The sequence below is a fragment of the Aeromonas mytilicola subsp. aquatica genome, from assembly GCF_044336385.1.
GTDB lineage: Bacteria > Pseudomonadota > Gammaproteobacteria > Enterobacterales > Aeromonadaceae > Aeromonas > Aeromonas rivipollensis.
This window is the reverse complement of sequence record NZ_CP172298.1, coordinates 3108768-3130665: the sequence shown is the minus strand read 5'-3', so window position 1 is coordinate 3130665 and position 21898 is coordinate 3108768. Positions and strand designations below refer to the sequence as shown.

The window sequence follows — 21898 nt, the reverse complement described above, 5'->3', positions numbered from 1 at the left end:
CTCAGGCCCACTATCTCGCCGTTATCGCCGATGTCGATATGACGCTCAGGGAAGGCAGGCTGCCAACAGGGTTCTTAGCTCAGTCCAATGATCTCGCCGTCGTCATCTATATCGATATGGCGATAGGCCGGCAGGCTGCCAAGACCAGGCATTGTCATGATGGGGCCCGCCAGGGCATAGACGAAACCGGCGCCGGCGCAGAGCCTCACCTCCTCGATGGGCACCTCGAAGTCCGTCGGTACTCCCTTGATGGCAGGATCATGGCTGATAGAGAGCGGCGTCTTGGCCACGCAGATGGGCAGGTGATCCCAGCCTTCGGCCGAGAGCCGGGCCAGCTGCTGGCGCGCCTTGTCCGAGAGCCGCACCCCGCGTCCGCCGTAGCCGCACTCCACCAGGGTGGCGAGCTTGGCGCAGAGGCTCATCTCGTCTGGGTAGAGCAGCTTGACGTCCCTTGGCAGCGCACAGGCGGCGACCACGGCCCGGGCCAGCTCGCTGGCGCCCTTGCCCCCCTCGGTGAAGGCGTGGGAGATGGCGGCGTCACAGGCGCCGGCGGCCAGCGCCTCGCGGGCCAGCAGATCCAGCTCGGCCTGGCTGTCGCTCGGGAAGCGGTTGATGGCAACCACCACGGGCACCCCATAACGGCGGGCGTTGCGGATATGCCAGGCGAGGTTGGCGCAGCCCTGCTTGAGGGTCGGCAAATCTTCCCCCAGGAGGCTCGCCGGCAGCGGCTGGCCGGGGCGGATGTCGAGCAGGCCGCTGTTGGCCTTGAGGCCGCGTACCGTGGCCACCAGCACCACGCAGGCGGGGGTGATGCCGGACTGGCGGCTCTTGATGTTGAAGAACTTCTCCAGCCCCATGTCGGAGCCAAAGCCCGCCTCGGTCACCACGTAATCGGTGAGCCCGAGCGCCATGTGATCGGCGATGACAGAGGAGTTGCCGTGGGCGATGTTGGCGAAGGGGCCGGCGTGCACCAGCACCGGGGTCTGCTCCGTGGTCTGCATCAGGGTCGGTTGCAGGGCGTCTTTGAGCAGCACAGTCATGGCGCCCGCCACCTCCAGCTGCTCGGCGGTGATGGGGTTGCCGTGGATGTCCAGCGCCAGCTGGATGCGGCCAATGCGCGCGCGCAAGTCTTTCAGATCGCTGGCCAGCGCCAGAATGGCCATCAGCTCGGAGGCGGCGGTGATGACGAAGCGATCCTGGCGTTCAACGCCATCGGCGGCGGCCCCCTGCCCAATCGTGAGGTGGCGCAGGGCGCGGTCGTTCATGTCCAGGGTGCGCGGCCAGAGGATGTTGGCGGGATCGATATCGAGCCGTGCCAGCCCCGTTCTGGCGCTGAACTGCTCGCCCAGTTTCTGCTCGTGGAACAGGCGGGCATCCAGGGCCGCCGCCGCCAGATTATGGGCGGCGGTGAGGGCATGAAAGTCCCCGGTGAGGTGCAGGTTCATCTCCTCCATGGGCACCACCTGCGCATGGCCGCCGCCGGCGGCGCCCCCCTTGACCCCGAACACCGGCCCGAGACTCGGCTGGCGTATGGTGGCTATGCTGGGTTGGCCTATGTGGTTGAGGCCCATGGAGAGGCCAAGGGTGGTGACCGTCTTGCCCTCGCCAAGGGGGGTCGGGGTGATGGCGCTCACCAGCACCAGCTGACCTGCCTGCCTGGGCCGGGACTTGAGCAGCTCGAGACTGAGTTTACCCTTGTGGTGGCCCTGGGGGCTGAGCTGGTGGGACGGGATGGCGAGGCGTTCGGCCAGCGCGTAGATTGAGAGACGGGGGGACTGGCGGGAGATCTCGATATCGCTTAGCATCAGCACCTCGTTGGCATGTCAGGTCAAAGATGCGGCGAAGTCTAGAGGAATCAATAAGGTTATCCAATGAGTAATACTATTTTATCCGGCAGTCGTGAGCCCCATCAAAGCCCCATACTGCTGGACCTCAATGCCCTCTACCATCCTCCCAAGCAGCCGCTCACCGCCCTTGGCATCGTCAGCGCCTTGGTCCCGCTGTTCGGCTACGGCTGGCAGGCGATGACCCAGGATCCCGAGACCCATTTTCGCCAGGAGCTCGGCAAGCGCATCAACAAGCGCAAGACCGACGAGGCCAACCTCACGCTGATCCTGCAACTGGCGGCCATGCTCGATTGCCACTGCCTGCACATCACCCTGCCCTATGCGCTTGGCGAGGAGCAGCTTGCCACCCTGGCACGGCGCCTGCCGCGCTGGCAGCTGACTTTGCGCGATCTGCTGCTGGTGGCCGAGCTGCCACTGCCGGCCGGCCCAGCGCGCTAGTTCACACCTCCCTGTCCCAGTAGTGGGGGGCCAGGTAGCGCTCCTGCACGAACTCGATGAAGCAGCGCACCTTGGCCGAGACGAAACGGCGGTGCGGATAGAGGGCATAGAGCCCCACCTGTCCCTTCTCCCATTCCGGCAACAGGGGCACCAAGGCGCCTGAGCGCAGTGCATCCCCGACGATGAAGGTGGGCTGCAATATGATGCCCTGGTGGTCGCAGGCGGCCCGGGTCAGGGCCACCCCGTTGTTGGCGCGAAGGGGCCCCTGCGGGCGCACGCTGTGCTGCTCACCATCCCGTTTGAAGACCCAGTCCGGCTGGGTCAGGGTATAGATGAGGCAGTCGTGCTGCTTGAGATCCTCCGGGGTCTTTGGGGTGCCCCGGCGGGCCAGGTAGTCGGGGCTGGCGCACACCACCAGCTTCATGGTGGCCAGCGGCTTGGCCACCAGGGAGGAGTCCGGCAGGTTGCCGATCCGCAGCGCCAGATCGAATCCCTCCTCCACCAGGGCCACCCGCCGGTCGCTGTACTCTATCTCCAGTTTGAGCTCGGGAAACCGCTCGCGAAACAGTGGCAGGGCGGGGGAGAGGTGCAGGTAGCCAAAGTCCATGGGCACCGAGAGCTTGAGGGTGCCCTGGGGCTGCTGGTTGTTGTGGGTGAGCTGGCTGTGGGTCTCTTCCAGCTCCGCCAGCAGGGCCAGGGAGCGCTGGTAGTAGAACTGGCCCGCCTCTGTGGGGTTGACCTGGCGGGTGGTGCGTGACAGCAGCCGGGTCGACAATGACTCCTCGAGCTGCTGCATCAGCTTGGAGGTCATGGCGACCGAGATGCCGAGCTGATGGGCGGCCTTGGTAAAGCTCTGGCACTCCACCACCTTGATGAAGGTGCGCATGGCGGCTATCTGATCCATATTCCACTCTCGGTTGATAATTATTTTAATAAATCGATGATTATCCATTCCTGCTCGGAGGTTAGCATGTCGGGTATCGATGTGAACCCCCCAATGAAGGAACGATCGGAATGAAAATGACCAAGGCCCTGCTGGCTTCCTGCCTGTTTATGGCGGCTCCCCTGATGGCGGCCGACTACGATGTCGATGCGGCTCACACCACAGTCCAGTTCAAGGTGGGCCACCTCGGCTTCTCCGAGCTGGTCGGCCGGTTCAACACCTTCAGCGGCACCTTCAGCATGGATGATGCCAATCCGACCGCCGCCAAGGCGAGCTTCGAAATCGACGCCGCCAGCGTGGACTCCAACCACGAGGCCCGCGACAAGCACCTGCGCAGCCCCGACTTCCTGGACGTCAAGCAGTACCCCAAGATGACCTTCGTCAGCTCCGGCTATGAAGGCACCAAGGACAAAGGCGTGCTCAAGGGCACCCTGACCCTGCACGGCGTCTCCAAGGACGTGGCCTTCGACATGGTCCACATCGGCGAAGGCAAGGATCCCTGGGGCGGCTACCGCAGCGGCTTCAACGCCACCACCACCATCAAGCGCAGCGACTTTGGCGTGAACTACATGCTGCCGGGCATTCCGGATGAGATGAGCATCAACCTGTTCGTCGAAGGTGTGCGCAAGTAATGGGCGCAGCACTCTTGCTACAAACCCTGGCGGCTCCTTTAGGGGCCGCTTTGCTGTCATGGCGCTGGCCGCGACTGGGGTATCTGTGGGGGGCGCTCGCGCTCTGGCTGGTGGGCTGCCTGCTGGGCGGCGCCTATGGCCTGCCGGTCAAGGCGTGGCAGTGGCTGCCGCTGTGCCTGCTGGTGCCCGCCGTGGCGCTGCAACTGGCAGACAAGGGCATAGCCCTGGCACTGTTCGCCGTGATCGCTGCCCTGGTGTGGTGGCAGGGGCTGGCCTCGGTGCTCGCCATCGAGCCGCGCATCTGGCTGGCACTCTTGCCCGCCATCGCCTGGTTCGGCTGGACGGGCTGGCGCGGTGACAGCGAGGAGGGGCTGGGCTTTGCCCTGGGCTTCATCTGGCTGGCGCTGGTCATCGGCATCGATGGCAGCCTGCTGATCGCCCAGCTGGCGGGCGCCCTGGCCGCCTTCGCCGGTTTCCGTGCCCTGCTCGGTGCCTTTGCTGGCATCAAGGTGACTCCTGCCGCCCTGGCGCTGGCGCTGGCCTTCGTGCAGATGCTGGCCTGGCAATACGTGGAAGTGCCGCTGCTGGTGCTGCTGCCGGTCTGGTTGCTGCCGCTCTTGGAGTGGGCCCTGCGCAAGCGCCCGGGGTTGTCTCGTTGGGGTCTGCTGATCCTGGTAGGGGCAATTGGTGCTGGTTTGAGTCTGTGGTGGGTCTGGCCAGAGGCATCACTTTATTAATTTCTGCATGAAAAACAGACTATTACCTTATAAATTGATGGGTTAGTCAAAGTCTGCACAGATAAAGATTGAGCCCCATGGTGCTTTCAGATAAAAAGGATTTTCAATTATCTGGACACACACAGAACCCGGCTATGCCGGGTTCTGTTTGCCTGCTTTCTCGCGGCACGCTAAGGAGGCCACAGTTGCGCAGTCAGGGATCTGAGCATCTGTTTTTTCGCCATTTCACCGAGCAGGGACGCCTCGGGGATCTCTGCATTCTGCTGGTGACCCACCTGCTCCCGGACCGACCCCATTTCATCCAGGTGCTCGACCGGGTGGGGCGGGTCGGCGCCATCCTGCCCAAACCCAAGTCCGTGCACGGACCGACCCTGGCCTGGGCCCAGCAGCACTACCCAGTGCTGCCCCTCAATCGCCACTGGACCTCGGATCCCGAGGGCGTCATTGCCCAGATTGCCCCCCTGGTGCGGGAGCATGAGCGGCTCATCATCCTGGACATAGGCGGCTACTTCGCCAAGACCCAGGCGGTACTCTCTGAACACTTCGGCGAACGCTTTCTCGGGGTGGTGGAGATGACAGAGAATGGCCATCAGCGCTACGAACAGGAGCTGCTGGCCGCCCCCGTCATCTCGGTGGCGCGCAGCCCCCTCAAGCAGGCGGAAGACATCCAGATCGGCCTGAGTGTGGTCTACTCCGCCGAGTCCCTGGCGCGCACCCTGAGGCGTACCTTCAACGTCTGCCAGGCCGCCTTGTTTGGCTATGGCAAGGTGGGGCGCAGCATCGCCCGCGAGCTGCGCTGCCGCAACCTGCATCTGGAGCTGGTGGAGACGGATGCCCTGCGCCAGGTGGAGGCGCTCTCCCACGGCTTCAAGCTGGTGAACAAGGCCGAGGCCCTCGGCCGCGCCGAGCTGGTGATCTGCTGCACCGGCAACGGGGCCCTGGACATCGCCGACTTGCAGGCGCTGCGCCCCGGCGCCATGGTGGCCTCTGTCACCTCGGCGGATGACGAGTTCGCCTTCTGCCTCTCCCAGTTGCCCTGGCCGAGCGAGGAGGTGTGCCCCCATGTGCTGGCGCTCACGCGCCCGGATGGCAGCACCATCTTCCTGCTCAATCGCGGCGAGGCGGTGAACTTCGTCCACGGCGCCGTCATCGGCGAGTACGTCTATCTGGTGCTGGCGGAGATCATCGAAGGGGTGCACCAGCTGGCCGGGCAGAGTCCTGCCCCCGGCCTGCTCGAGCTGCCCCAGGCCACCATGCAGACCATAGCCCGCCACTGGTTAACCGATTTTCATGGAGTCATCGCATGACAGAACCACAGACCCCGGTCAGCAAGCCGCGCATCGAGATCCGCTACTGCACCCTCTGCCGCTGGATGCTGCGCGCCGCCTGGCTGGCCCAGGAGCTGCTCTCCACCTTTGACAGCGATCTCGGCGAGGTGGCGCTGGTGCCCGCCAGCAAGGGGGAGTTTCGCATCCTGGTCAACGGGATACAGGTGTGGGACAGGGTGGCCGATGAGGGCTTCCCCGAGGCGAAAGAGATCAAGCAGCGGGTGCGCGACATCATAGCCCCGGAGCGCGATCTTGGTCACGCCGATCGCAAGCCTGCCACCGAGTAGGTGAGGGACAAGGGGTTGAACGAGAGAGGGAGGTGCAGGCCTCCCTCTCTTTTTTTGCCCGGGGGATCAGGCGGCGGCAGACGACGGGGCGTCGGTCCCGCTCGCGGGAGAACCTATGTAGCGGGCCCGCTTGTGGGGCTTGATGCGGCTCACGTCCACCCACACCAGGCCGTCGATGCAGTGGTTGAAGTCAGGGTCTATGCCGAAGTCCATGAACTGCACGCCCCCCGGCTCGCACAGCTCGGAATACTGCTTGTAGAGGGTGGGGATGGCGCAGCCCAGGTGGTCGAGGCGGGCCTTGAGCGCCTTGAGATCGGCACCGTAATCGGCCCCCTCGAACAGGGGCGCCGTCTCGGGATAGGGGCGGCGCGAGGGCGCAAGGGCAAGCTCGGGGGCAAAGTGCTGGCGGTAGAAGCCCACCAGCAGATCCTTGGCTGCCGGCGGCAGGCTGCCGGAGAGGGTCACAGGCCCGAACAGATACCGATACTGGGGGTAGCGGGCCAGGTAGGCCCCTATGCCGAACCAGAGGTAGTCGAGCCCCCGCTTGCCCCAGTAGGCGGGCTGGATGAAGCTGCGGCCAAGCTCGATGGCCTGCTCCAGCCGGGGCAGCAGCCTCTCTTCAAACCCGAACAGGGTGTGGCTGTAGAGGCCGCTCACCCCTTTGCGTGCCAGCAGCTCGGCCACGGGGGCGAAGCGGTAGGCCCCTATGATGTCGAGGCGGGTCGGATCCCAGAGGATCAGATGGTGGTAGTCATCGTCGAAGGCATCGAGATCCCGCCGTCTGCCCGAGCCTTCCCCCACGGCGCGAAAGGCGATCTCCCGCAGCCGCCCCAGCTCGCGCAGTATCACCGAATGGCCCTGCTCGTGGCGGCGATAGAGCAGGATGCGCTGGCCATCCGGGGTCTGTCCGAGCAGCTCGCAGCCGTCCATGGCCTGCTTGAGCTGACGGCGCTCCTCCGGCAGGGCTATGGGGGCCTCGGTCGCCAGGGGGCCCCTCTTCCCCTTGCCGAGGCGATAGAGGTGGCGGCGCACCAGGGCGGCCGCTGTCTTGGGGGCGAGTTCCCCGAGACTCTGGGGTGGGATGCGCTCCCCCAGGGTGAGGGAGATGCGCCGTCCCTGCTGGCGAAACAGCTGGCGCACCAGCAGCAGGGCGGAGGCGGGCTTGTGGAGCCAGGAGGCGAGATAGAAGGGGAGGCCGTTGCGCCCGTCCAGATGGATGGGCACCAGCGGGGTGCGGGTGCGCCTGGCGAGCTTGATGAAGCCCCCCTGCCAGGGGCCGTCCTTCACCCCCTTGGGGCCGAGGCGCGACACTTCGCCGGCGGGGAAGATGATGAGGGCGCCCTCCTGGGCCAGGTGCTCCCCCATGGCCAGGATGGCGCGCCTGTCGGTCTTGCCCCCCAGGTTGTCCACCGGCAGCAGCAGGGGACGCAGGGGGCGGATCTCCGCCAGCAGCTGGTTGGCCACTATCTTGACGTCGGGGCGGATGCGGCCGAGCAGGCGCAGCAGGGCCAGCCCGTCCAGGGATCCTATGGGGTGGTTCGCGACTATCATGACCCGGCCGCTGGCGGGGATGTTCTCGAGCTCGGCCTCGCTCACCCTGTAGTCAAAATCGAGGGTGGCGAGGGCCTGCTCGACGAAATCGAGGCCGCGCAGGTGAGGATGGCGCTCGGCAAACTGGGCGAAGGCCTCCTCGTTGAGCAGCCAGCGCAGCCCCTGCCGGAGCAGGGGACGGATCAGGGGTTGGCTGGTGAGGCGGGGCAGATGCTGCCCCAGCAGGGTATCGACGTTGAACATGGGCAAGGCTCCGCGGAACGTTGCCTCAGGGTGCCGTCCCCCGGTTTCCCCTTTGTGGCAGCGGTGTGACGGTTTGATGATAGGGGCGCAGGGCCCCGCTCATGTCGCCGTTACTGCTCTTATCCGGCCCGGCCTTCAGGACGGCGTCACTGCTCCCGCCAGGCCGAGGTGAGCCGCACCAGGGCCACCAGGGTGGCGACCGCCTTCTCCATGGATTGCAGCGGGATGAACTCGTGCTTGCCGTGGAAGTTGTGACCGCCGGTGAAGAGGTTGGGGCAGGGCAGTCCCATAAAGGAGAGGCGGGCGCCGTCGGTGCCGCCGCGGATGGGCTTGATCTTGGGGACCACGTCGGCGGCCTCCATGGCGGCCCTGGCAAGCGTGATGATGTGCATGTGCGGCGCTATCTGGCTGCGCATGTTGCGGTAGTTGTCCTCTATCGTCAGCTCGATGCGCGCCTTGGGGCAGTCGAGCTGCAGGGAGGCGACCCGCTCCTTGAGCTGGGCCTTGCGGGCGGCGAAGTGGTCATCGTCGAAGTCGCGGATGAGGTAGTGCAGTGTGCTCTGCTCCACTGTGCCCTCCATCCGGGCGAGGTGGAAGAAGCCCTCATACCCTGCCGTGCACTCCGGAGTCTGCTCGGGGGGCATCTCGGCGTGGAAGCGGGCGGCCAGGGTCTGGCTGTTGATCATGCTGCCCTTGGCGGTGCCGGGGTGCACGTTGTTGCCTGTGATGCGCACGGTGGCACTGGCGGCGTTGAAGTTTTCATACTCCAGTTCGCCCAGTTCACCCCCATCGACGGTATAGGCCCATTTGGCCGGGAATCTGTCCAGGGGGAACAGATCGGCGCCGCGGCCTATCTCCTCGTCCGGGGTGAAGCCTATCCAGAGATCCCCGCGGGGGATCTCGGGGTGAGCCTGCAGGTATTCCACGGCGGTGAGGATCTCGGCGATGCCCGCCTTGTCGTCGGCCCCCAGCAGGGTAGTGCCGTCCGTGGTGATGAGATCCTGCCCCAGGTAGTTTTTCAGGCAGCGGTACTGGCGAATGGCCAGCACCTCGTCCCCCTTGCCAAGGCAGATGTCGCCCCCCTGATAGTGCTCGACTATCTGGGGCACCACCTGCCCGGCTTCGTAATCGGCGGTATCCATGTGGGCGATGAGCCCGATGGCCGGCGCCTCTGGCTGGTTGCCCGGCAGGCAGGCGGTGAGATAGCCGTGTTCATCCAGGGTGACCTGGGTCAGCCCCAGCTGGGTCATCTCCTCGAAGAGGGCGCGGGCGAAGAGGAGCTGGCCCTCGCTGCTGGGGCAGGCAGGATTGGTCGCATCGGAGCGGGTATGAAAAGTCAGGTAACGCAGAAAACGCTCAAGCAGGGTATCCATTGGCAGGCCTCAAACCACAAAAGAGGGACCATTGTGGACAAGACGGCCAGCCTGATTATTGCGTCAGCGCATTTTTTGATGAATTTCTTGGGCAGGGATCCCGTGGGGGGCGCTGGGGGAGGGGGCCTAACCTGAAAGTATTTTGAATAAAAATTCCGAATTTAAAACTGGTAATGCATATGCGAAAGGGCTGAATTTCCCCCCGGCCCAGCAGTGGCAAGGGGTGGGGGAAAATGGCCGGTTCCCCTGTTATTTTCAGGGCCAATCCCGAGCGGCCTCATCCCTCGCGATCCCAGAGCCAGCCTTGCTGGCAGCAAGATTTGACCCATCGATCAAAACCCATTTTTTAACACGATTTTTTATTGTCAGTGGCGCCGGTAAGTGTGTACACTCCGCGCCGATCCGAGGGTAACCCTGAGCAGGCAGAGGCCGCCAGACACCGACAGGATCAGACGCCTATAGGGCGAGGCACGCAGAAACGACAGACACTGCTGGGGAATGGTTTCTTTAATACCGGTTAGGCTCCGGTATCAGGGAGAACAACAGACTCTCATCACCTACTGACCGAGTGGGCCAACGGCTCATCATCTTCCCTTGTCATGGGCGGTCACTGGCGTTGAGCGGGCTGTGGTGGTTGTCGTTTATCAACACGCGTGCGTGCTGACGTCTACCCTTCTCTTCCTTGAACCTCTCTCCTTCTGTCGGGATGGCTGCCGAATGATGAACGAACGGCGTGGCTGATGCCGGTTGTCATCAAAGTACCGCGGCGCCCCATTAGAGTGGCACCGCATACCGTTGAGCTTGATGTAAAGCCACCAGCCCCACATCAAGACTCGTTACTTCCCAAGATCCACCAGGCAGCCTTGGCTTGCCGCGATGTGCAATAGAGGATCTGGCTGTGACAAGGCCCAGGGTCAGGCGATAATGCCTCCCCCGCTGGCCGTGACGCACCGGGTGCCCGCAGGCAGCCTTTGCTCGCCGCATGTTGCAATCGATGGTCTGGATGTGATTGAGGGTAACGAAGGCGGCCTTCTGGCCGCTCATTTGCGAGGCATAGCCCATGACTAACTGGTCCAGCAAGGACTCCTTGAAGGTCTACAACGTTCCCTACTGGGGTGCGGGTTTTTTCAATATCAATGACGCCGGTCATGTGACCGTCTCCCCCGACAAGTCTCGTCCCGGGGCGCATATAGTGCTGTCCGAGGCCATCGAACAGCTGCGCCAGTCCGGACTGACTACCCCGGTATTGCTGCGTTTCCCCGACATCCTCAAGAGCCGGGTCGATGCGTTGTTCAACGCCTTCGGTCAGGCCATCGAGAAGTCAGGCTATGAAGGGGACTACCTGTGCGTTTACCCGATCAAGGTAAACCAGCAGCGTCGCGTCATCGAGACCATCAGTCAGTCCTACAGCGACAAGCCGCGGCTTGGGCTGGAGGCCGGCTCCAAACCGGAGCTGCTGGCCGTGCTGTCCCATCATCATGAGCAAGGCTCAGTGATCGTCTGCAACGGTTACAAGGACCGCGAATACATCCGCCACGCCCTCTTGGGCAACCTGATGGGCCACAAGGTCTACATAGTGGTGGAGAAACCCTCCGAGCTGGAAATGGTGCTGGACGAGTCAGTTCGCCTCAACATCAAGCCCAACATAGGGGTGCGTGCCAAGCTCGCCTCCACCGGTTCCGGCATGTGGGAATCGAGCGGTGGCTCCATGTCCAAGTTCGGCCTCTCCGCCTCCCAGATCCTGGCGCTGGTGGAGCGTCTGCGCAGCCTCGGCAAGCTGGACTGCCTGCAACTGCTGCACTTCCACCTGGGCTCCCAGATAGCCAACATCCGCGACATCCAGGGCGGCATCCGTGAGTGCGGCCGCTTCTATGCCGAACTGCGTCGCCTCGGCGTGCCCATCGACGTGGTCGATGTGGGCGGCGGCCTGGGTGTGGACTATGAGGGCACCCGCTCCCAGAGCCACTGCTCCGCCAACTACAGCCTGTCCGAATACGCCAACAACGTGGTGTGGGGCATAGGCGATGTGTGCCGCGAGTTCGACCTGCCGCACCCGACCATCATCAGCGAGTCCGGCCGTGCCTTGACCGCCCACCACGCCGTGCTGGTCACCAATCTGATTGGTGCCGAAGGGGTGGAAGTGAACGACATCCACGCGCCGGATGAAGACGCCCCGACCATTTTGCAGAACATGTGGAAAGGCTGGCTGGACCTGCGCAGTGAAGATCCCTCCCTGCTGGAGATCTTCCACGACTCCGTGGCCGACCTCGGGGATGTGAACGCCCAGTTCACCATGGGTCTCTTGAACCTGGAGCAGCGCGCCTGGGCCGAGATGCTGCACCAGAACACCTGCCTGGCGCTCAAGGAGCTGCTCAACCCGGTCAACCGCAACCACCGCGCCCTGGCCGACGAGCTCTCCGAGAAGCTGGCAGACAAGTGCTTCGCGAACTTCTCCCTGTTCCAGTCCCTGCCGGATGCCTGGGGCATAGGTCAGGTGTTCCCCGTGATGCCGCTCACCGGCCTCGAGCGTCCGCTCACCCGCCGCGGCATCCTGATGGACATCACCTGTGACTCCGACGGTCAGGTAGAGCACTACGTCGACGGCCTGGGTGTCGAGAGCACACTGCCGATGCCGGAGTACGGCGAGAACGAAGAGTGCCACGTCGGCTTCTTCCTGGTGGGTGCCTACCAGGAGATCCTGGGGGATCTGCACAACCTGTTCGGTGATACCCACTGCGCGGAAGTGTGGCTGGACGAGGAAGGCAAGATGGACATTCGCAACGTGGTGCGTGGCGACACCGTCGACCAGCTGCTGCGTTACGTCAACATCGACCCCTCCGTGATCCGCGAGAACTACCAGCGGATCGTCTCCCACCCGGCGCTGGACGACGCGACCCGCAAGGCCCTGCTCGACGAGCTGGAGCTGGGTCTGCAAGGCTACGCCTACCTGGAAGACGAATAAGCCACAGGCTGGTTCGCCCCGTCGGTAAAAAGACGGGAATGAAAAACGGCGCCTTCGGGCGCCGTTTTTGTTGTCTCTCTGGCAAGGAGCACAATGACCTGTTTACAAGAGGATGAAAGTCACCCCAGATTAGCCAGGGTTGGCCGGTGAGCATCCTCGTCTTTGCTTCTGCCCTGTCTGAAGGCGTGCTGGAGCAGCACCAGGGCCATCCCTAACATCCCGCCCAGCAGGGTGGCCAGGACAAGGATCAGCGGACGTTTTGGCTTGTCTCTCGTCAATGGCTGGCCAGGGGTATCCAGATAAGAGAATGGACGAAAGGCCAGGGCATCAATGCGGATGCCTTCTAATCTGGCAAGCAGCACCTTCAGCTCCATTATCTCCGGCATATATGTTTCTGGTTTGAGTGACTTGAGGATGGCCAGTTTTTTAGCCAGCCCCTCTTTTCCGAGCATGATGGGGAAGCGATCACCGTAGCTGAAGTTTTCCAATGGTTTATTCACCCCGGCGGCATTGGCGATACTCATGCTGTATTCAATGTTCTCAATCTCTCTGGCCAGCTCGCGTCTTGCGTCTTCCGTTTTCATCTTTATTCTGAGCTGGAGAGCACTGTGCTGGCTATTTCTATTATTTTCCAGGGCATCACACAGATCGTTATTTTGTAATGAAACGATGTAATTCATATATCCCGTCAAAAGTGAGGCTGCCTCCTCTTTTTTAAAGAAAGAAAAAGAGAGACGTATGCCTGGCTGTTCCCCCTTCTTGTCTGCAGGCTCGAGCAGCATCCGCTCTGACCATGTCCTCAATAATTGCTGTTGCGCCAGAGGGTCAAGGTCCTGTTCCACTACGTATTGTTTAAATTGGGAACTGCCGTGCAGATAGCTGCTGATATTGTCGTAAGACTTGAATTCCAGTAAAAAATCATTGTAGAGGGCGTTATTGCTCTTGGGGCCGGCCAATCCTTGAATGTCGAGGGCGGTTCTTAGGCGATCGAGCTCCAGCGTGTCTCGCTGTTTGGGTTTATATATGATGGCGTGAGCCGTCCACTGTTCGGGAGCGACCATGGCATACAATAATCCCATGCTGCCACAGATCAATGCGCTAATAAGGATGCAGATCTTTTTCTGCCACAACAATGCGAAGAGTGTATAGAGATCTATTTCATCGTCGGCCCTTGTTATCTGCAAGGGATAACCCGCTCTATGGGTGTTATTGTCGTTTGTCGCCAAATGGCTCATAGATTGTCACCGATATATGTCATGTAGCATTTGGCGCTCATTCCCACAGGTCCAATGTCGGAGGCAAGGTAGCAGCACGGACGAGATCCGGGTGGCCTCTGGTTGATTTGCCATTGGCTTTTCGAACATGGCGTGTCTTGGTCGGTTATGTGGCTGTCTGCCTTGGATGCCCATGGTGGTGGCACTGGCTGAACCCGGCTGCATATCAGGATGATCAAGGTTGTCATCTGTTGTGGCACAGTCCCGTGGATGGGGGAGGGGAATTGTCCTTGCCACCCTGCCTGCGCCAGATCAGGCAATCTGTTCCAGTCGTACCATGGGATATCCGTGAGCAAGAAGGGGGCTGCACTGCCGTACGCGGTGCCAAGTGATTAGAGCACCGACTGTCTGTACGTGAACTGTACTGGGTCGCAGGTCCCTACCCGGATCGGCTGGCATGGGGAGGGGTGAGAGGATGGGAAGCTATGGCGCCGTGGGATAACCCCCGCCTTGCAGGATCAGGCGGGCAGGCTGTGCCACTCAGGCGTAGGGAGTGGCGCCTTGCAGTGGGCCAGCAGCTGCTCCCCCGGCATGGGGCGCCCCAGCAGATAGCCCTGCAGGGTGTCGCAGCCGAGCTGGGTCAGCAGGGCGCGCTGCTCCGGGGTCTCCACCCCTTCGGCCACTATGCGCATCCCCAGGGCCTGGCCCAGGGCTATGATGGCGCCGATGATGGTGGCATCGTCCCCCTCGTGCGCCAGGGTGGCGACGAAGCCCCTGTCTATCTTGAGCTCGTTGGCGGGGAAGCGCTTGAGGTAGAGCAGGCTGGAGTAGCCGGTGCCGAAATCATCGATGGAGATGCCAAGCCCAAGCTCTGCCAGGCGATTGAGGATGGCCAGGCTCTCCTCGGCGTTCTCCATGGCGGTGGATTCGGTGATCTCCAGGGTGAGGTGGCGTGCCTCGAGCCGGTGGCGGGCGAGGGCGGCCTCCACCTCTTCCAGCAAGCCGGGGCTGGCCAGCTGTATGGTGGAGAGGTTCACCGCCACGCTCCAGTCGTGATGACCCGCCTCTCGCCAGCGGCTCATCTGACGGCAGGCCTCATCCAGTACCCAGTTGCCGATAGGGATGATGAGCCGGGTCTTCTCCGCCAGGGGCAGGAAGCTCGCCGGGGAGATGGCGCCATGGTGCGGATGCTGCCAGCGCAGCAGCGCCTCGGCGCCGACCACCTCGCCGCTGTGGGCGCCGTACTTGGGCTGATAGTGCAGGGCCAGCTGCCCCCGCTCCAGGGCATGGCGCAGCTCCTTTTGCAGCAAGAACTGCTGGTGGGCGTTGGCATTCATGGCGCTGTCGAAGTAGTAGTAGTCGTTGCGCCCCCGCTGCTTGGCGTAGTACATGGCGGCATCGGCGTTGAGGGTCAGCTCGTGCAGGCTGGTGCCATCCTGGGGATAGACGGCGATGCCGATGCTGGCGGTGATGTGCAGGCTGTGATGCTCCCAGGGATAGGGCTGGGCCAGGGTGGCCAGCAGCCGCTCGGCGAAGGCCGTGGTCTGGGTGATGTCCCCCGGCGCCAGGGCCAGCACGAACTCGTCGCCGCCAAAGCGCGAGGCGGTGTCGCTGGCGCCGAGCAGCCCGGTGATCCTTGTCGCCACCTCGGCCAGCAGCAGATCCCCGGTGTGGTGACCGTGCGCATCATTGATGATCTTGAAGCCGTCGAGATCGAGAAACAGCAAGGAGAAGCTGCGCTGATTGTGCTGGCACTCCTGGATGCGCTGCTCCAGCCGGTCGGCAAACAGCAGCCGGTTCGGCAGCCGGGTCAGGCTGTCATGGAGCGCCAGCTTGAGCAACTCGTCGTGGGCCAGGTGCAAGGAGGTCGAGAGGCGGGCGGCGTGGGCATCCAGCAGGGAGAGGACCAGGGCGATGGCGAACACCGCCAGGGTCACTATGATGATGACGGTCGCGAGCCACTGGGTATTGAGGCCGGTGTAGAGGGCGCCGCACAGGCTCCCTTCCGGGAACTGGGCCGCCGCCATGCCGGTGTAGTGCATGCCGATGATGGCGGCCCCCATGACCAGGGAGGCGAGGGCCTTGCGAAAGAAGGCGCGCGGTGTGCTGTTGCGCAGGCGAAACGCAATCCAGAGCGCGGCGCCGGAGGCGAGCACGGCAATCAGGATGGAGAGGACGAAGAGCCCGCTGTGGTAGTGAATACCGGGCTCTATCTTCATGGCCGCCATGCCGATGTAGTGCATGGCGGCGATGCCGGCCCCCATCAGCAGGGCGCCCCCCGCGATCTGGCGCCAGGGTAGCTCGGGGCGGCTCACCAGCCAGAGCGCAAAGGCCGAGGAGCCGATGGCCGCCACCAGGGAGAGGCCGGTGAGGGTCAGATCGTAGCCCAGCGCTATGGGCAGGTTGAAGGCGAGCATACCGATGAAGTGCATGGACCAGATGCCAAGCCCCATGGCGAAGGCGCCCCCCGCGAGCCAGAGGGCGGCGGCCCGTCCCCGGCTCTGGCTCACCCGGCTCGTCATATTCAGCGCCGTGTAAGAGGCGAGCACCGCCACCAGGATGGAGAAAAACACCAGATCCTGGCTGTAATAACTGTCGAGCATGGGGTGGGTCGCGGTCACTGTCACTCACTCTGGGATGGATAACGGCCTGAGCCATGGCCGGGCTGGGGAGGAAAATCGGGCTGGAGATTGTACACCAGAGGTGCCCCAAACCGGCCAGCTATACGCACCAAAATGGGCCCAGGATCAGAGTAAAAACACTGAATTTACCCCTTGATGGCAATGTCCTCCCGCCCCTTGTCCCAAGGCGGGTTCCAAATTTTCCCGCGTGAAAATGAGGGGTATAGACAGGAGGGGATCACTGCCACAGCCCCGTATACCTTGGTGAGCCGCAGCGTTTGTGTAGTCCGCCGAGGGGAGAAGTGGTGAAGGGAGCGAGCAGGCATCCAAATCAGACAGCTCGCCATGGGCGAGCAGTCTATGGGGATCAAGGTGTCAGACTCCCTTACTCTCTGAGGAGTCTTGGGAGCTTTTGGTAAAGCGCATCTCGGTGCGCCTCTTTGTTGGCACCATAGTGCAGCTCGCGGTGGCAGTTGGGGCAGAGGGCGACAGTGTTGCCGACGGTATCCGAGCCACCTTCTGCCAAGGTGCGCAGGTGATGAACCTCGAGAAAGGGTTCCCCGGTCGCCGTGATAAAGGGAGCTTGCTCATCACAACACTCACATTTAGCGGCTGCGGTCACTAGTACCCAGGCTTTGACCTGCGGATCCCTCACATAACTCATTGTGCTGGCATAGCGCTGGGCTGGCTCCTGCGTCCCAAGAGGAAGAGGGAGCACGGGCTTTGTCTTATATTGGATGACCTGATGCTCGAACTCGGCCTGCCCGGTATAAGGTTGGCCATCAAGCTCGCAGATCAGGCGCTCTATGATAGGCGCATGCTTTGGGCCAACATGCTTGGCGGGTTTTAATCCAGAGACCCAAGCCCTGCCCATCAAGACGCAGATGTAAGAGATATTTTGCATCCGATATTCAAATGATTTCTCGGAGCGTGCGAAGCGTGTCGCCAGCTCAGCGTAATAGTGCTTTTTGACAAAGGGGATGCCATCCAACGCCTTGCTGTGCATATCCAGATAGGCGGCCACCGTTGCCCTTAACTCTTCTTCCGTCCATGTCTTGCGCAAAGCCGACTCCTAGCGTCCGATACCCCCCTCCTATGCAGCTTCAGGCATAAGGATGGTTTCATCCGAGTTGCATTTGATGGTGCGCATCTTAATCCAATCGACACCATTCTTCAGCCGAAAAGTCGAAAAACATGTGTCTTATCAATGGATTTATATAGATAAATCAGTAGGCTGGTTTTTACACCGCCTGATGGGTGTCATCGGAGCCCAATAATGGGGTGTGGGTGTTGATTGAGTTCCACCAAAGCCAACCACAGGGAGGTGGTGATGGATCCGGTTTCTTACCTTTTTTCGGCTTATCTCAATTTGGTGCAGCAGCAGGTGACGGATATCTATGGCACCGAGGTCAAGGCACTGGTGGTGCAGTATGAGGGGGAGCAAGTCCCCTTCTCTTATCAGCTCTGGCAGATCAAACAGAACAGCGTCTGCCGTCCCTATGAACAGGATGTGCGGCGCTTTAGCCAGTGTACGGTCAAGGCAAGGGCGCTGTTTGGCAAGCTGTGCGATGACTTATCGCGCCAGGATGACAGTAGCTGGCAGCTCCCTAAGTACCGCACCATGTACTGCTCGGCCGCCATCGGCTATCGCCCCATGATTGCGGAGGTCGTCGATGCCAAGCAGAGCCCGGCGAAGCTCGCGGAGCGGGCCTGCAATCAGGCCATTCTGGCGGCCATGGAGAGCGAGGACGAAGCCCTGCTTGCCCAGCGCGACAAGGCCTGTGCCGCCATGCGATAAGGCGTATTCCCCTGATAAAAGAAATGCTTAGGGATAATGGATGTGCGCCAAGGCACAGTCTTTGCCAAGGGGACTGGCTATGATGGGGCGGCGATCACTACCACAGGGAGTAAGCATGATCAGCCATATCGACCATCTGGTATTGACGGTCAGCGACATAGAGCGGGCGGTGGCCTTTTACAGCCGCGCCTTCAAGATGGAGCCCATCACCTTCGGGGCCGGGCGCCGGGCCCTGCGCTTTGGCAACCAGAAGATCAATCTGCAACTGCTGGGGGAGGAGCCGCGCAACCGAGCTCAGGTGGGATCGGGGGATCTCTGCCTCATCACCCGCTGGCCCCTGGATCAGGTGATGGCCCAGCTGGCGAGCCAGGGGGTCGAGATAGTGGAGGGGCCCGTGATGAAAAACGGTGCCTGCGGCCCCATCGAATCTGTCTATTGCCTGGATCCGGATCAGAACCTCATCGAGATCAGCCGCTATCGCTGAGTCCCCTGACGCATCAGGGCCGGTTTTCTTCCCCTTTGGCGAGGGCCCTGCGCAGTAGCGGGCGCAAGCTGAGCACCATGCCGGTGAAGAGCAGCAGATAGCCCAGGGGCAGCAGGACAAAGGGCTCGTGCAACAATCCCTGTGCATCCACTGTGGTGCCAAGCAGGTTGAAGGCCACAAAGCAGCCGAGCCCGGCCAGGATCAGCAGGGCGCCTATGGTCGTTGTCATCTCGTTGTCCTCGTTCGCGTATGGAAGAGGGGTGAGGGTGTCATGGCTGGGTGAAGCGAGCGTGAAGTGACGCCGGGCACACTACCTGCGATTGCCCTGATGAAAACCACCTCGATGCAGATAACACAACAGGGCAGCCATGGGCTGCCCTGTTGCTTTGGGGGATGTCACGGGGAAGGGCGTGACTAGCAGACCCCTTGCGCCAGCATGGCGTCGGCCACCTTGACGAAGCCGGCGATGTTGGCGCCGCTTTCGTAGTTCACATGGTCGTCATCCTGACCATAACGGACACAGGTGGCGTGGATGCTGGTCATGATCCCCTTGAGGCGGGCGTCCACCTCCTCCCGGGTCCAGGAGAGGCGCTGGGCATTCTGGCTCATCTCCAGGCCCGAGGTGGCGACCCCACCGGCGTTGGCGGCCTTGCCCGGGGCGAACAGCACCCGCGCCTCGTGGAATACCTTGATGGCGGCGGCGCTGGAGGGCATGTTGGCCCCCTCGGCCACCAGTTGCACCCCATTGGCGACCAAGGCTACGGCATCCTCTGCATCCAGCTCGTTCTGGGTGGCGCAGGGCAGGGCGACGTCCGCTTGCAGGTGCCAGGGGGTGCGACCGGTGAAGAACTCCAGCCCCAGCTCATGGGCGTAATCCGCCACCCGCTTGCGCTGCTCGTTTTTAAGTTCCATCAGGCGGGCCAGCTTCTCGGGGGTGAAGCCGTCGGGATCGTAGACTGTGCCACCGGAGTCGGAGGCGCTGATGACACAGGCGCCCAGCGCCATCGCCTTCTCGATGGCGTATTGGGCGACGTTGCCCGAGCCCGACACCGAGACTCGCATGCCGGCCAGGGACTGGCCACGGTGGGCCAGCATGGCCTCGACAAAATAGAGCAGGCCGTAGCCGGTGGCTTCCGGGCGGATCAGGCTGCCGCCAAAGGAGAGCCCCTTGCCGGTGAAGACGCACTCGGCGCTGTTGGTGAGCTTCTTCATCATGCCCGCCATGTAGCTCACCTCGCGCCCGCCCACCCCGATGTCACCGGCCGGCACGTCGGTGTTGGCACCCAGATGGCGATAGAGCTCCAGCATCAGCGCCTGGCAGAAGCGCATCACTTCCCCCTCGCTCTTGCCCTTGGGATCAAAATCGCTGCCCCCCTTGCCGCCCCCCATGGGCAGGGTGGTGAGGGCGTTCTTGAAGGTCTGCTCGAAGGCGAGGAACTTGAGCACCGAGAGATCCACCGAGGGGTGGAAGCGCATGCCCCCCTTGAAGGGACCTATGGCGCTGTTGTGCTGGATGCGGTAGCCGCGGTTGACCTGCACCTGACCCTGGTCATTCACCCAGCTCACCCGAAACTGGATGAGGCGCTCGGGCTCCACCAGCCGCTCCAGCAGGCCGTGTTGCAGGTAGCGGGGGTGACGTTCCACATAGGGCCAGATGGAGGCGACCACCTCGCTCACGGCCTGGATGAACTCGGGTTGGTGGGGGTTGCGGCTGGCCACCTGGGCCAGAAATGCCTCCTGAGAGAGGGAATGACTCATCTGTAACTCCTGTAATAAAGGGAAATTGGCCTCTTGCCAGAGAAGGGTCGGCGCCGTACCCCGCTTTATATTCGACGTTGAAAGTGAATACGGATAAAAATTTGTTTCGTGGCGGCTATTGCCGACAATGATGGCGGTTACGCCGCTACATGGCCGACGCGAGCATGATAATTCGCGCTGACGAAAATCTTTTTATGCATTTTTGGTCAATAAATAGCAAGTTTTAGTTCATCCCTCTCTATGGGTATCCTTCGACGCTCTCTGCGGCCCTTGGCCTGTCGCTTCAGGCGAGGCTGGGCGGGGCAGGGGAGAGGAGGGCGAGAGCATGGGCAAGATGAAGTGGCCAGTGGGTAAGGGGAGCCTTATCTGCGAGGCGGCATCCGCCGGGCGGCGGTTCTCTTCGGGGCGGATTGCAGGATCCGGCGCACGGGGCGGGGCAAGGGATGGCGCAATATGCTACTGTAGCGGCGTTTTTTGATGGGTTTATTGATGAAAGGGCAGCCTTGCCCTTTTGAAGAGACTTTTTTGCAGATGCTTTTGTAGATTCTTTTTGTAGATGGAACCGTATGCAGACTAACCCGACCATGACCTGGCTGACTCAGCCGACACTTCTTCTGAACTCCACGATCTGGCAGGTGACCCATGCTGGCCGATGAATCCATGCGCCTGAACAAATACATCAGCGAGAGCGGCATCTGCTCCCGTCGCGAGGCCGACCGCTTCATCGAGCAGGGCCATGTCTATATCAACGGCAAGCGGGCCGGGATCGGCGATCAGGTGTTTGCCGGGGATCTGGTCAAGGTCAACGGTCAGGTGATTGAGGCGCGCGAAGCGGACAGCCTGGTCTTCATCGTGCTGAACAAGCCGGTGGGCATAGTCTCCACCACAGAGGCGGGAGAGAAGGACAACATAGTCGACTTCGTCAACCACAGCACCCGCATCTTCCCCATAGGGCGCCTCGACAAGGACTCCCAGGGGCTCATCTTCCTCACCAACCACGGGGATCTGGTGAACAAGATACTGCGGGCGGGCAACGATCACGAGAAAGAGTATCTGGTGACCGTCGACAAGCCGGTGACGGATGAGTTTATCCGGGGCATGGGGGCCGGGGTGCCCATCCTCGGGGCCGTCACCAAGAAGTGCAAGGTGAAGCGCGAGGCCCCCTTCGTGTTCCGCATCACCCTAGTGCAGGGGCTGAACCGCCAGATCCGCCGCATGTGCGAGCACTTCGGCTTCGAGGTGACCAAGCTCGAGCGCATCCGCATCATGAACGTCAGCCTCAAGGGGCTGCCGGTGGGGGAGTGGCGCGATCTCACCGACGACGAGCTGATCGAGCTGTTCAAGCTGATTGAAGACTCCTCCTCCGAGGTGAAACCGGCCAAGGGGGAGAAACCCAAGACCCCGGCGGCGCAAAGCGCCAAACCGGCCCAGGGCAAGAAGCCGCGCCGGGACGACGATCACGAGATTGGCGGCCGTCCCAATGTGCCGGGCCCGGAAGCCTTCGAGAAGAAGAGCCCCGCAGGCAAGGGGACTGTTGGCAAAGGTGGCGCAGGCAAAGCCGCCGCAGCTAAAGGTGCCCCCAGCAAGGGCGGCAAAGCCACCCCGGGCAAGCCGCGATCCAGCCAGGCCGGGCGGCAGAAGAAGGGGCGCTAGTGCGCCCCTCATCGTCCTCTGATGTGCTC

The 21898-nt window shown here is 62.3% G+C and carries 19 protein-coding genes; 9 read left to right on the top strand and 10 right to left on the bottom strand.

The features are described from left to right. Positions 1-74: 74 nt before the first annotated feature. Entirely contained in the window at positions 75-1805 is a 1731-nt protein-coding gene (locus ACFWHB_RS14240) for a formate--tetrahydrofolate ligase (protein WP_395948710.1), read from the bottom strand. Positions 1806-1871: 66 nt separating this feature from the next. Between ACFWHB_RS14240 and ACFWHB_RS14235 the strand changes: the two genes are divergently transcribed. Next, complete coding sequence (locus ACFWHB_RS14235; RefSeq protein ID WP_005325492.1) at positions 1872-2285, top strand: hypothetical protein; 414 nt, start codon at positions 1872-1874, stop codon at positions 2283-2285. Between the two features lies 1 nt (position 2286). On the opposite strand, the gene ACFWHB_RS14230 is transcribed toward ACFWHB_RS14235, so the two are convergent. Beyond that, positions 2287-3189, bottom strand: a complete 903-nt coding sequence (locus ACFWHB_RS14230) for a LysR family transcriptional regulator (RefSeq protein ID WP_234568213.1) — start codon at positions 3187-3189, stop codon at positions 2287-2289. 110 nt (positions 3190-3299) lie between these two features. Here ACFWHB_RS14230 and ACFWHB_RS14225 point away from each other — a divergent pair, with 110 nt between their 5' ends. The 4 genes from ACFWHB_RS14225 (at position 3300) to ACFWHB_RS14210 (ending at position 6212) form a co-directional block, all read left to right on the top strand. After that, on the top strand, positions 3300-3860 hold the full coding sequence (locus tag ACFWHB_RS14225; RefSeq protein ID WP_025326429.1) for a YceI family protein: 561 nt from the start codon (positions 3300-3302) through the stop codon (positions 3858-3860). Beyond that, positions 3860-4597 (top strand): hypothetical protein, encoded by a 738-nt coding sequence (locus tag ACFWHB_RS14220; RefSeq protein ID WP_395948709.1) that lies wholly within the window; start codon positions 3860-3862, stop codon positions 4595-4597. Before ACFWHB_RS14225 ends, ACFWHB_RS14220 begins: the two co-directional genes overlap by 1 nt. A 185-nt stretch (positions 4598-4782) precedes the next feature. Continuing rightward, positions 4783-5904: an adenosylhomocysteinase gene (locus ACFWHB_RS14215; protein WP_163158007.1), complete on the top strand. Its 1122-nt coding sequence runs from the start codon at positions 4783-4785 to the stop codon at positions 5902-5904. Then, on the top strand, positions 5901-6212 hold the full coding sequence (locus tag ACFWHB_RS14210; RefSeq protein WP_234691847.1) for a SelT/SelW/SelH family protein: 312 nt from the start codon (positions 5901-5903) through the stop codon (positions 6210-6212). Before ACFWHB_RS14215 ends, ACFWHB_RS14210 begins: the two co-directional genes overlap by 4 nt. A 66-nt stretch (positions 6213-6278) precedes the next feature. Here the strand turns inward: ACFWHB_RS14210 and ACFWHB_RS14205 are convergent, their stop codons facing one another. The 3 genes from ACFWHB_RS14205 to ACFWHB_RS14195 all read right to left on the bottom strand — a co-directional run bounded on the left by ACFWHB_RS14205 (position 6279) and on the right by ACFWHB_RS14195 (position 10459). After that, complete coding sequence (locus ACFWHB_RS14205; RefSeq protein ID WP_111912552.1) at positions 6279-8006, bottom strand: lysophospholipid acyltransferase family protein; 1728 nt, start codon at positions 8004-8006, stop codon at positions 6279-6281. A gap of 146 nt (positions 8007-8152) precedes the next feature. Continuing rightward, entirely contained in the window at positions 8153-9379 is a 1227-nt protein-coding gene (gene pepT, locus ACFWHB_RS14200; RefSeq protein WP_395948708.1) for a peptidase T, read from the bottom strand. 774 nt (positions 9380-10153) lie between these two features. Continuing rightward, positions 10154-10459, bottom strand: a complete 306-nt coding sequence (locus tag ACFWHB_RS14195; RefSeq protein WP_163138129.1) for a hypothetical protein — start codon at positions 10457-10459, stop codon at positions 10154-10156. Between ACFWHB_RS14195 and speA the strand changes: the two genes are divergently transcribed. Further along, positions 10440-12341 carry a biosynthetic arginine decarboxylase gene (speA, locus tag ACFWHB_RS14190; RefSeq protein WP_111912556.1) on the top strand — a complete coding sequence of 634 codons (1902 nt, stop codon included), beginning with the start codon at positions 10440-10442 and terminating at the stop codon, positions 12339-12341. The two genes, ACFWHB_RS14195 and speA, sit on opposite strands and share 20 nt — an antisense overlap. A gap of 119 nt (positions 12342-12460) precedes the next feature. Here speA and ACFWHB_RS14185 read toward each other — a convergent pair whose 3' ends face one another. From ACFWHB_RS14185 to ACFWHB_RS14175, 3 genes are all read right to left on the bottom strand, one after another. After that, complete coding sequence (locus tag ACFWHB_RS14185) at positions 12461-13576, bottom strand: LPS O-antigen chain length determinant protein WzzB (RefSeq protein ID WP_395948707.1); 1116 nt, start codon at positions 13574-13576, stop codon at positions 12461-12463. Positions 13577-14073: 497 nt separating this feature from the next. After that, positions 14074-16176: a putative bifunctional diguanylate cyclase/phosphodiesterase gene (locus tag ACFWHB_RS14180; protein ID WP_395948706.1), complete on the bottom strand. Its 2103-nt coding sequence runs from the start codon at positions 16174-16176 to the stop codon at positions 14074-14076. Between the two features lie 385 nt (positions 16177-16561). Continuing rightward, entirely contained in the window at positions 16562-17239 is a 678-nt protein-coding gene (locus tag ACFWHB_RS14175) for an HNH endonuclease (RefSeq protein WP_395948705.1), read from the bottom strand. A 267-nt stretch (positions 17240-17506) separates the two neighbouring features. On the opposite strand from ACFWHB_RS14175, the gene ACFWHB_RS14170 reads away from it, so the two are divergent. Both ACFWHB_RS14170 and ACFWHB_RS14165 read left to right on the top strand, forming a co-directional pair. Further along, positions 17507-17974: a hypothetical protein gene (locus tag ACFWHB_RS14170; protein ID WP_395950209.1), complete on the top strand. Its 468-nt coding sequence runs from the start codon at positions 17507-17509 to the stop codon at positions 17972-17974. A 115-nt stretch (positions 17975-18089) separates the two neighbouring features. After that, entirely contained in the window at positions 18090-18458 is a 369-nt protein-coding gene (locus ACFWHB_RS14165; RefSeq protein WP_395948704.1) for a VOC family protein, read from the top strand. Positions 18459-18471: 13 nt separating this feature from the next. Here ACFWHB_RS14165 and ACFWHB_RS14160 read toward each other — a convergent pair whose 3' ends face one another. Together ACFWHB_RS14160 and gdhA are read right to left on the bottom strand one after the other, a co-directional pair. Further along, the gene (locus ACFWHB_RS14160) at positions 18472-18687 is read right to left on the bottom strand and encodes a DUF3955 domain-containing protein (RefSeq protein WP_395948703.1); all 216 of its coding nucleotides are present in this window, start codon (positions 18685-18687) and stop codon (positions 18472-18474) included. A gap of 185 nt (positions 18688-18872) precedes the next feature. Next, positions 18873-20216 (bottom strand): NADP-specific glutamate dehydrogenase, encoded by a 1344-nt coding sequence (gdhA, locus tag ACFWHB_RS14155; protein ID WP_395948702.1) that lies wholly within the window; start codon positions 20214-20216, stop codon positions 18873-18875. Between the two features lie 642 nt (positions 20217-20858). Here gdhA and rluF point away from each other — a divergent pair. Next, positions 20859-21869 carry a 23S rRNA pseudouridine(2604) synthase RluF gene (gene rluF, locus ACFWHB_RS14150; protein ID WP_395948701.1) on the top strand — a complete coding sequence of 337 codons (1011 nt, stop codon included), beginning with the start codon at positions 20859-20861 and terminating at the stop codon, positions 21867-21869. The last annotated feature ends 29 nt before the right edge of the window (positions 21870-21898 follow it).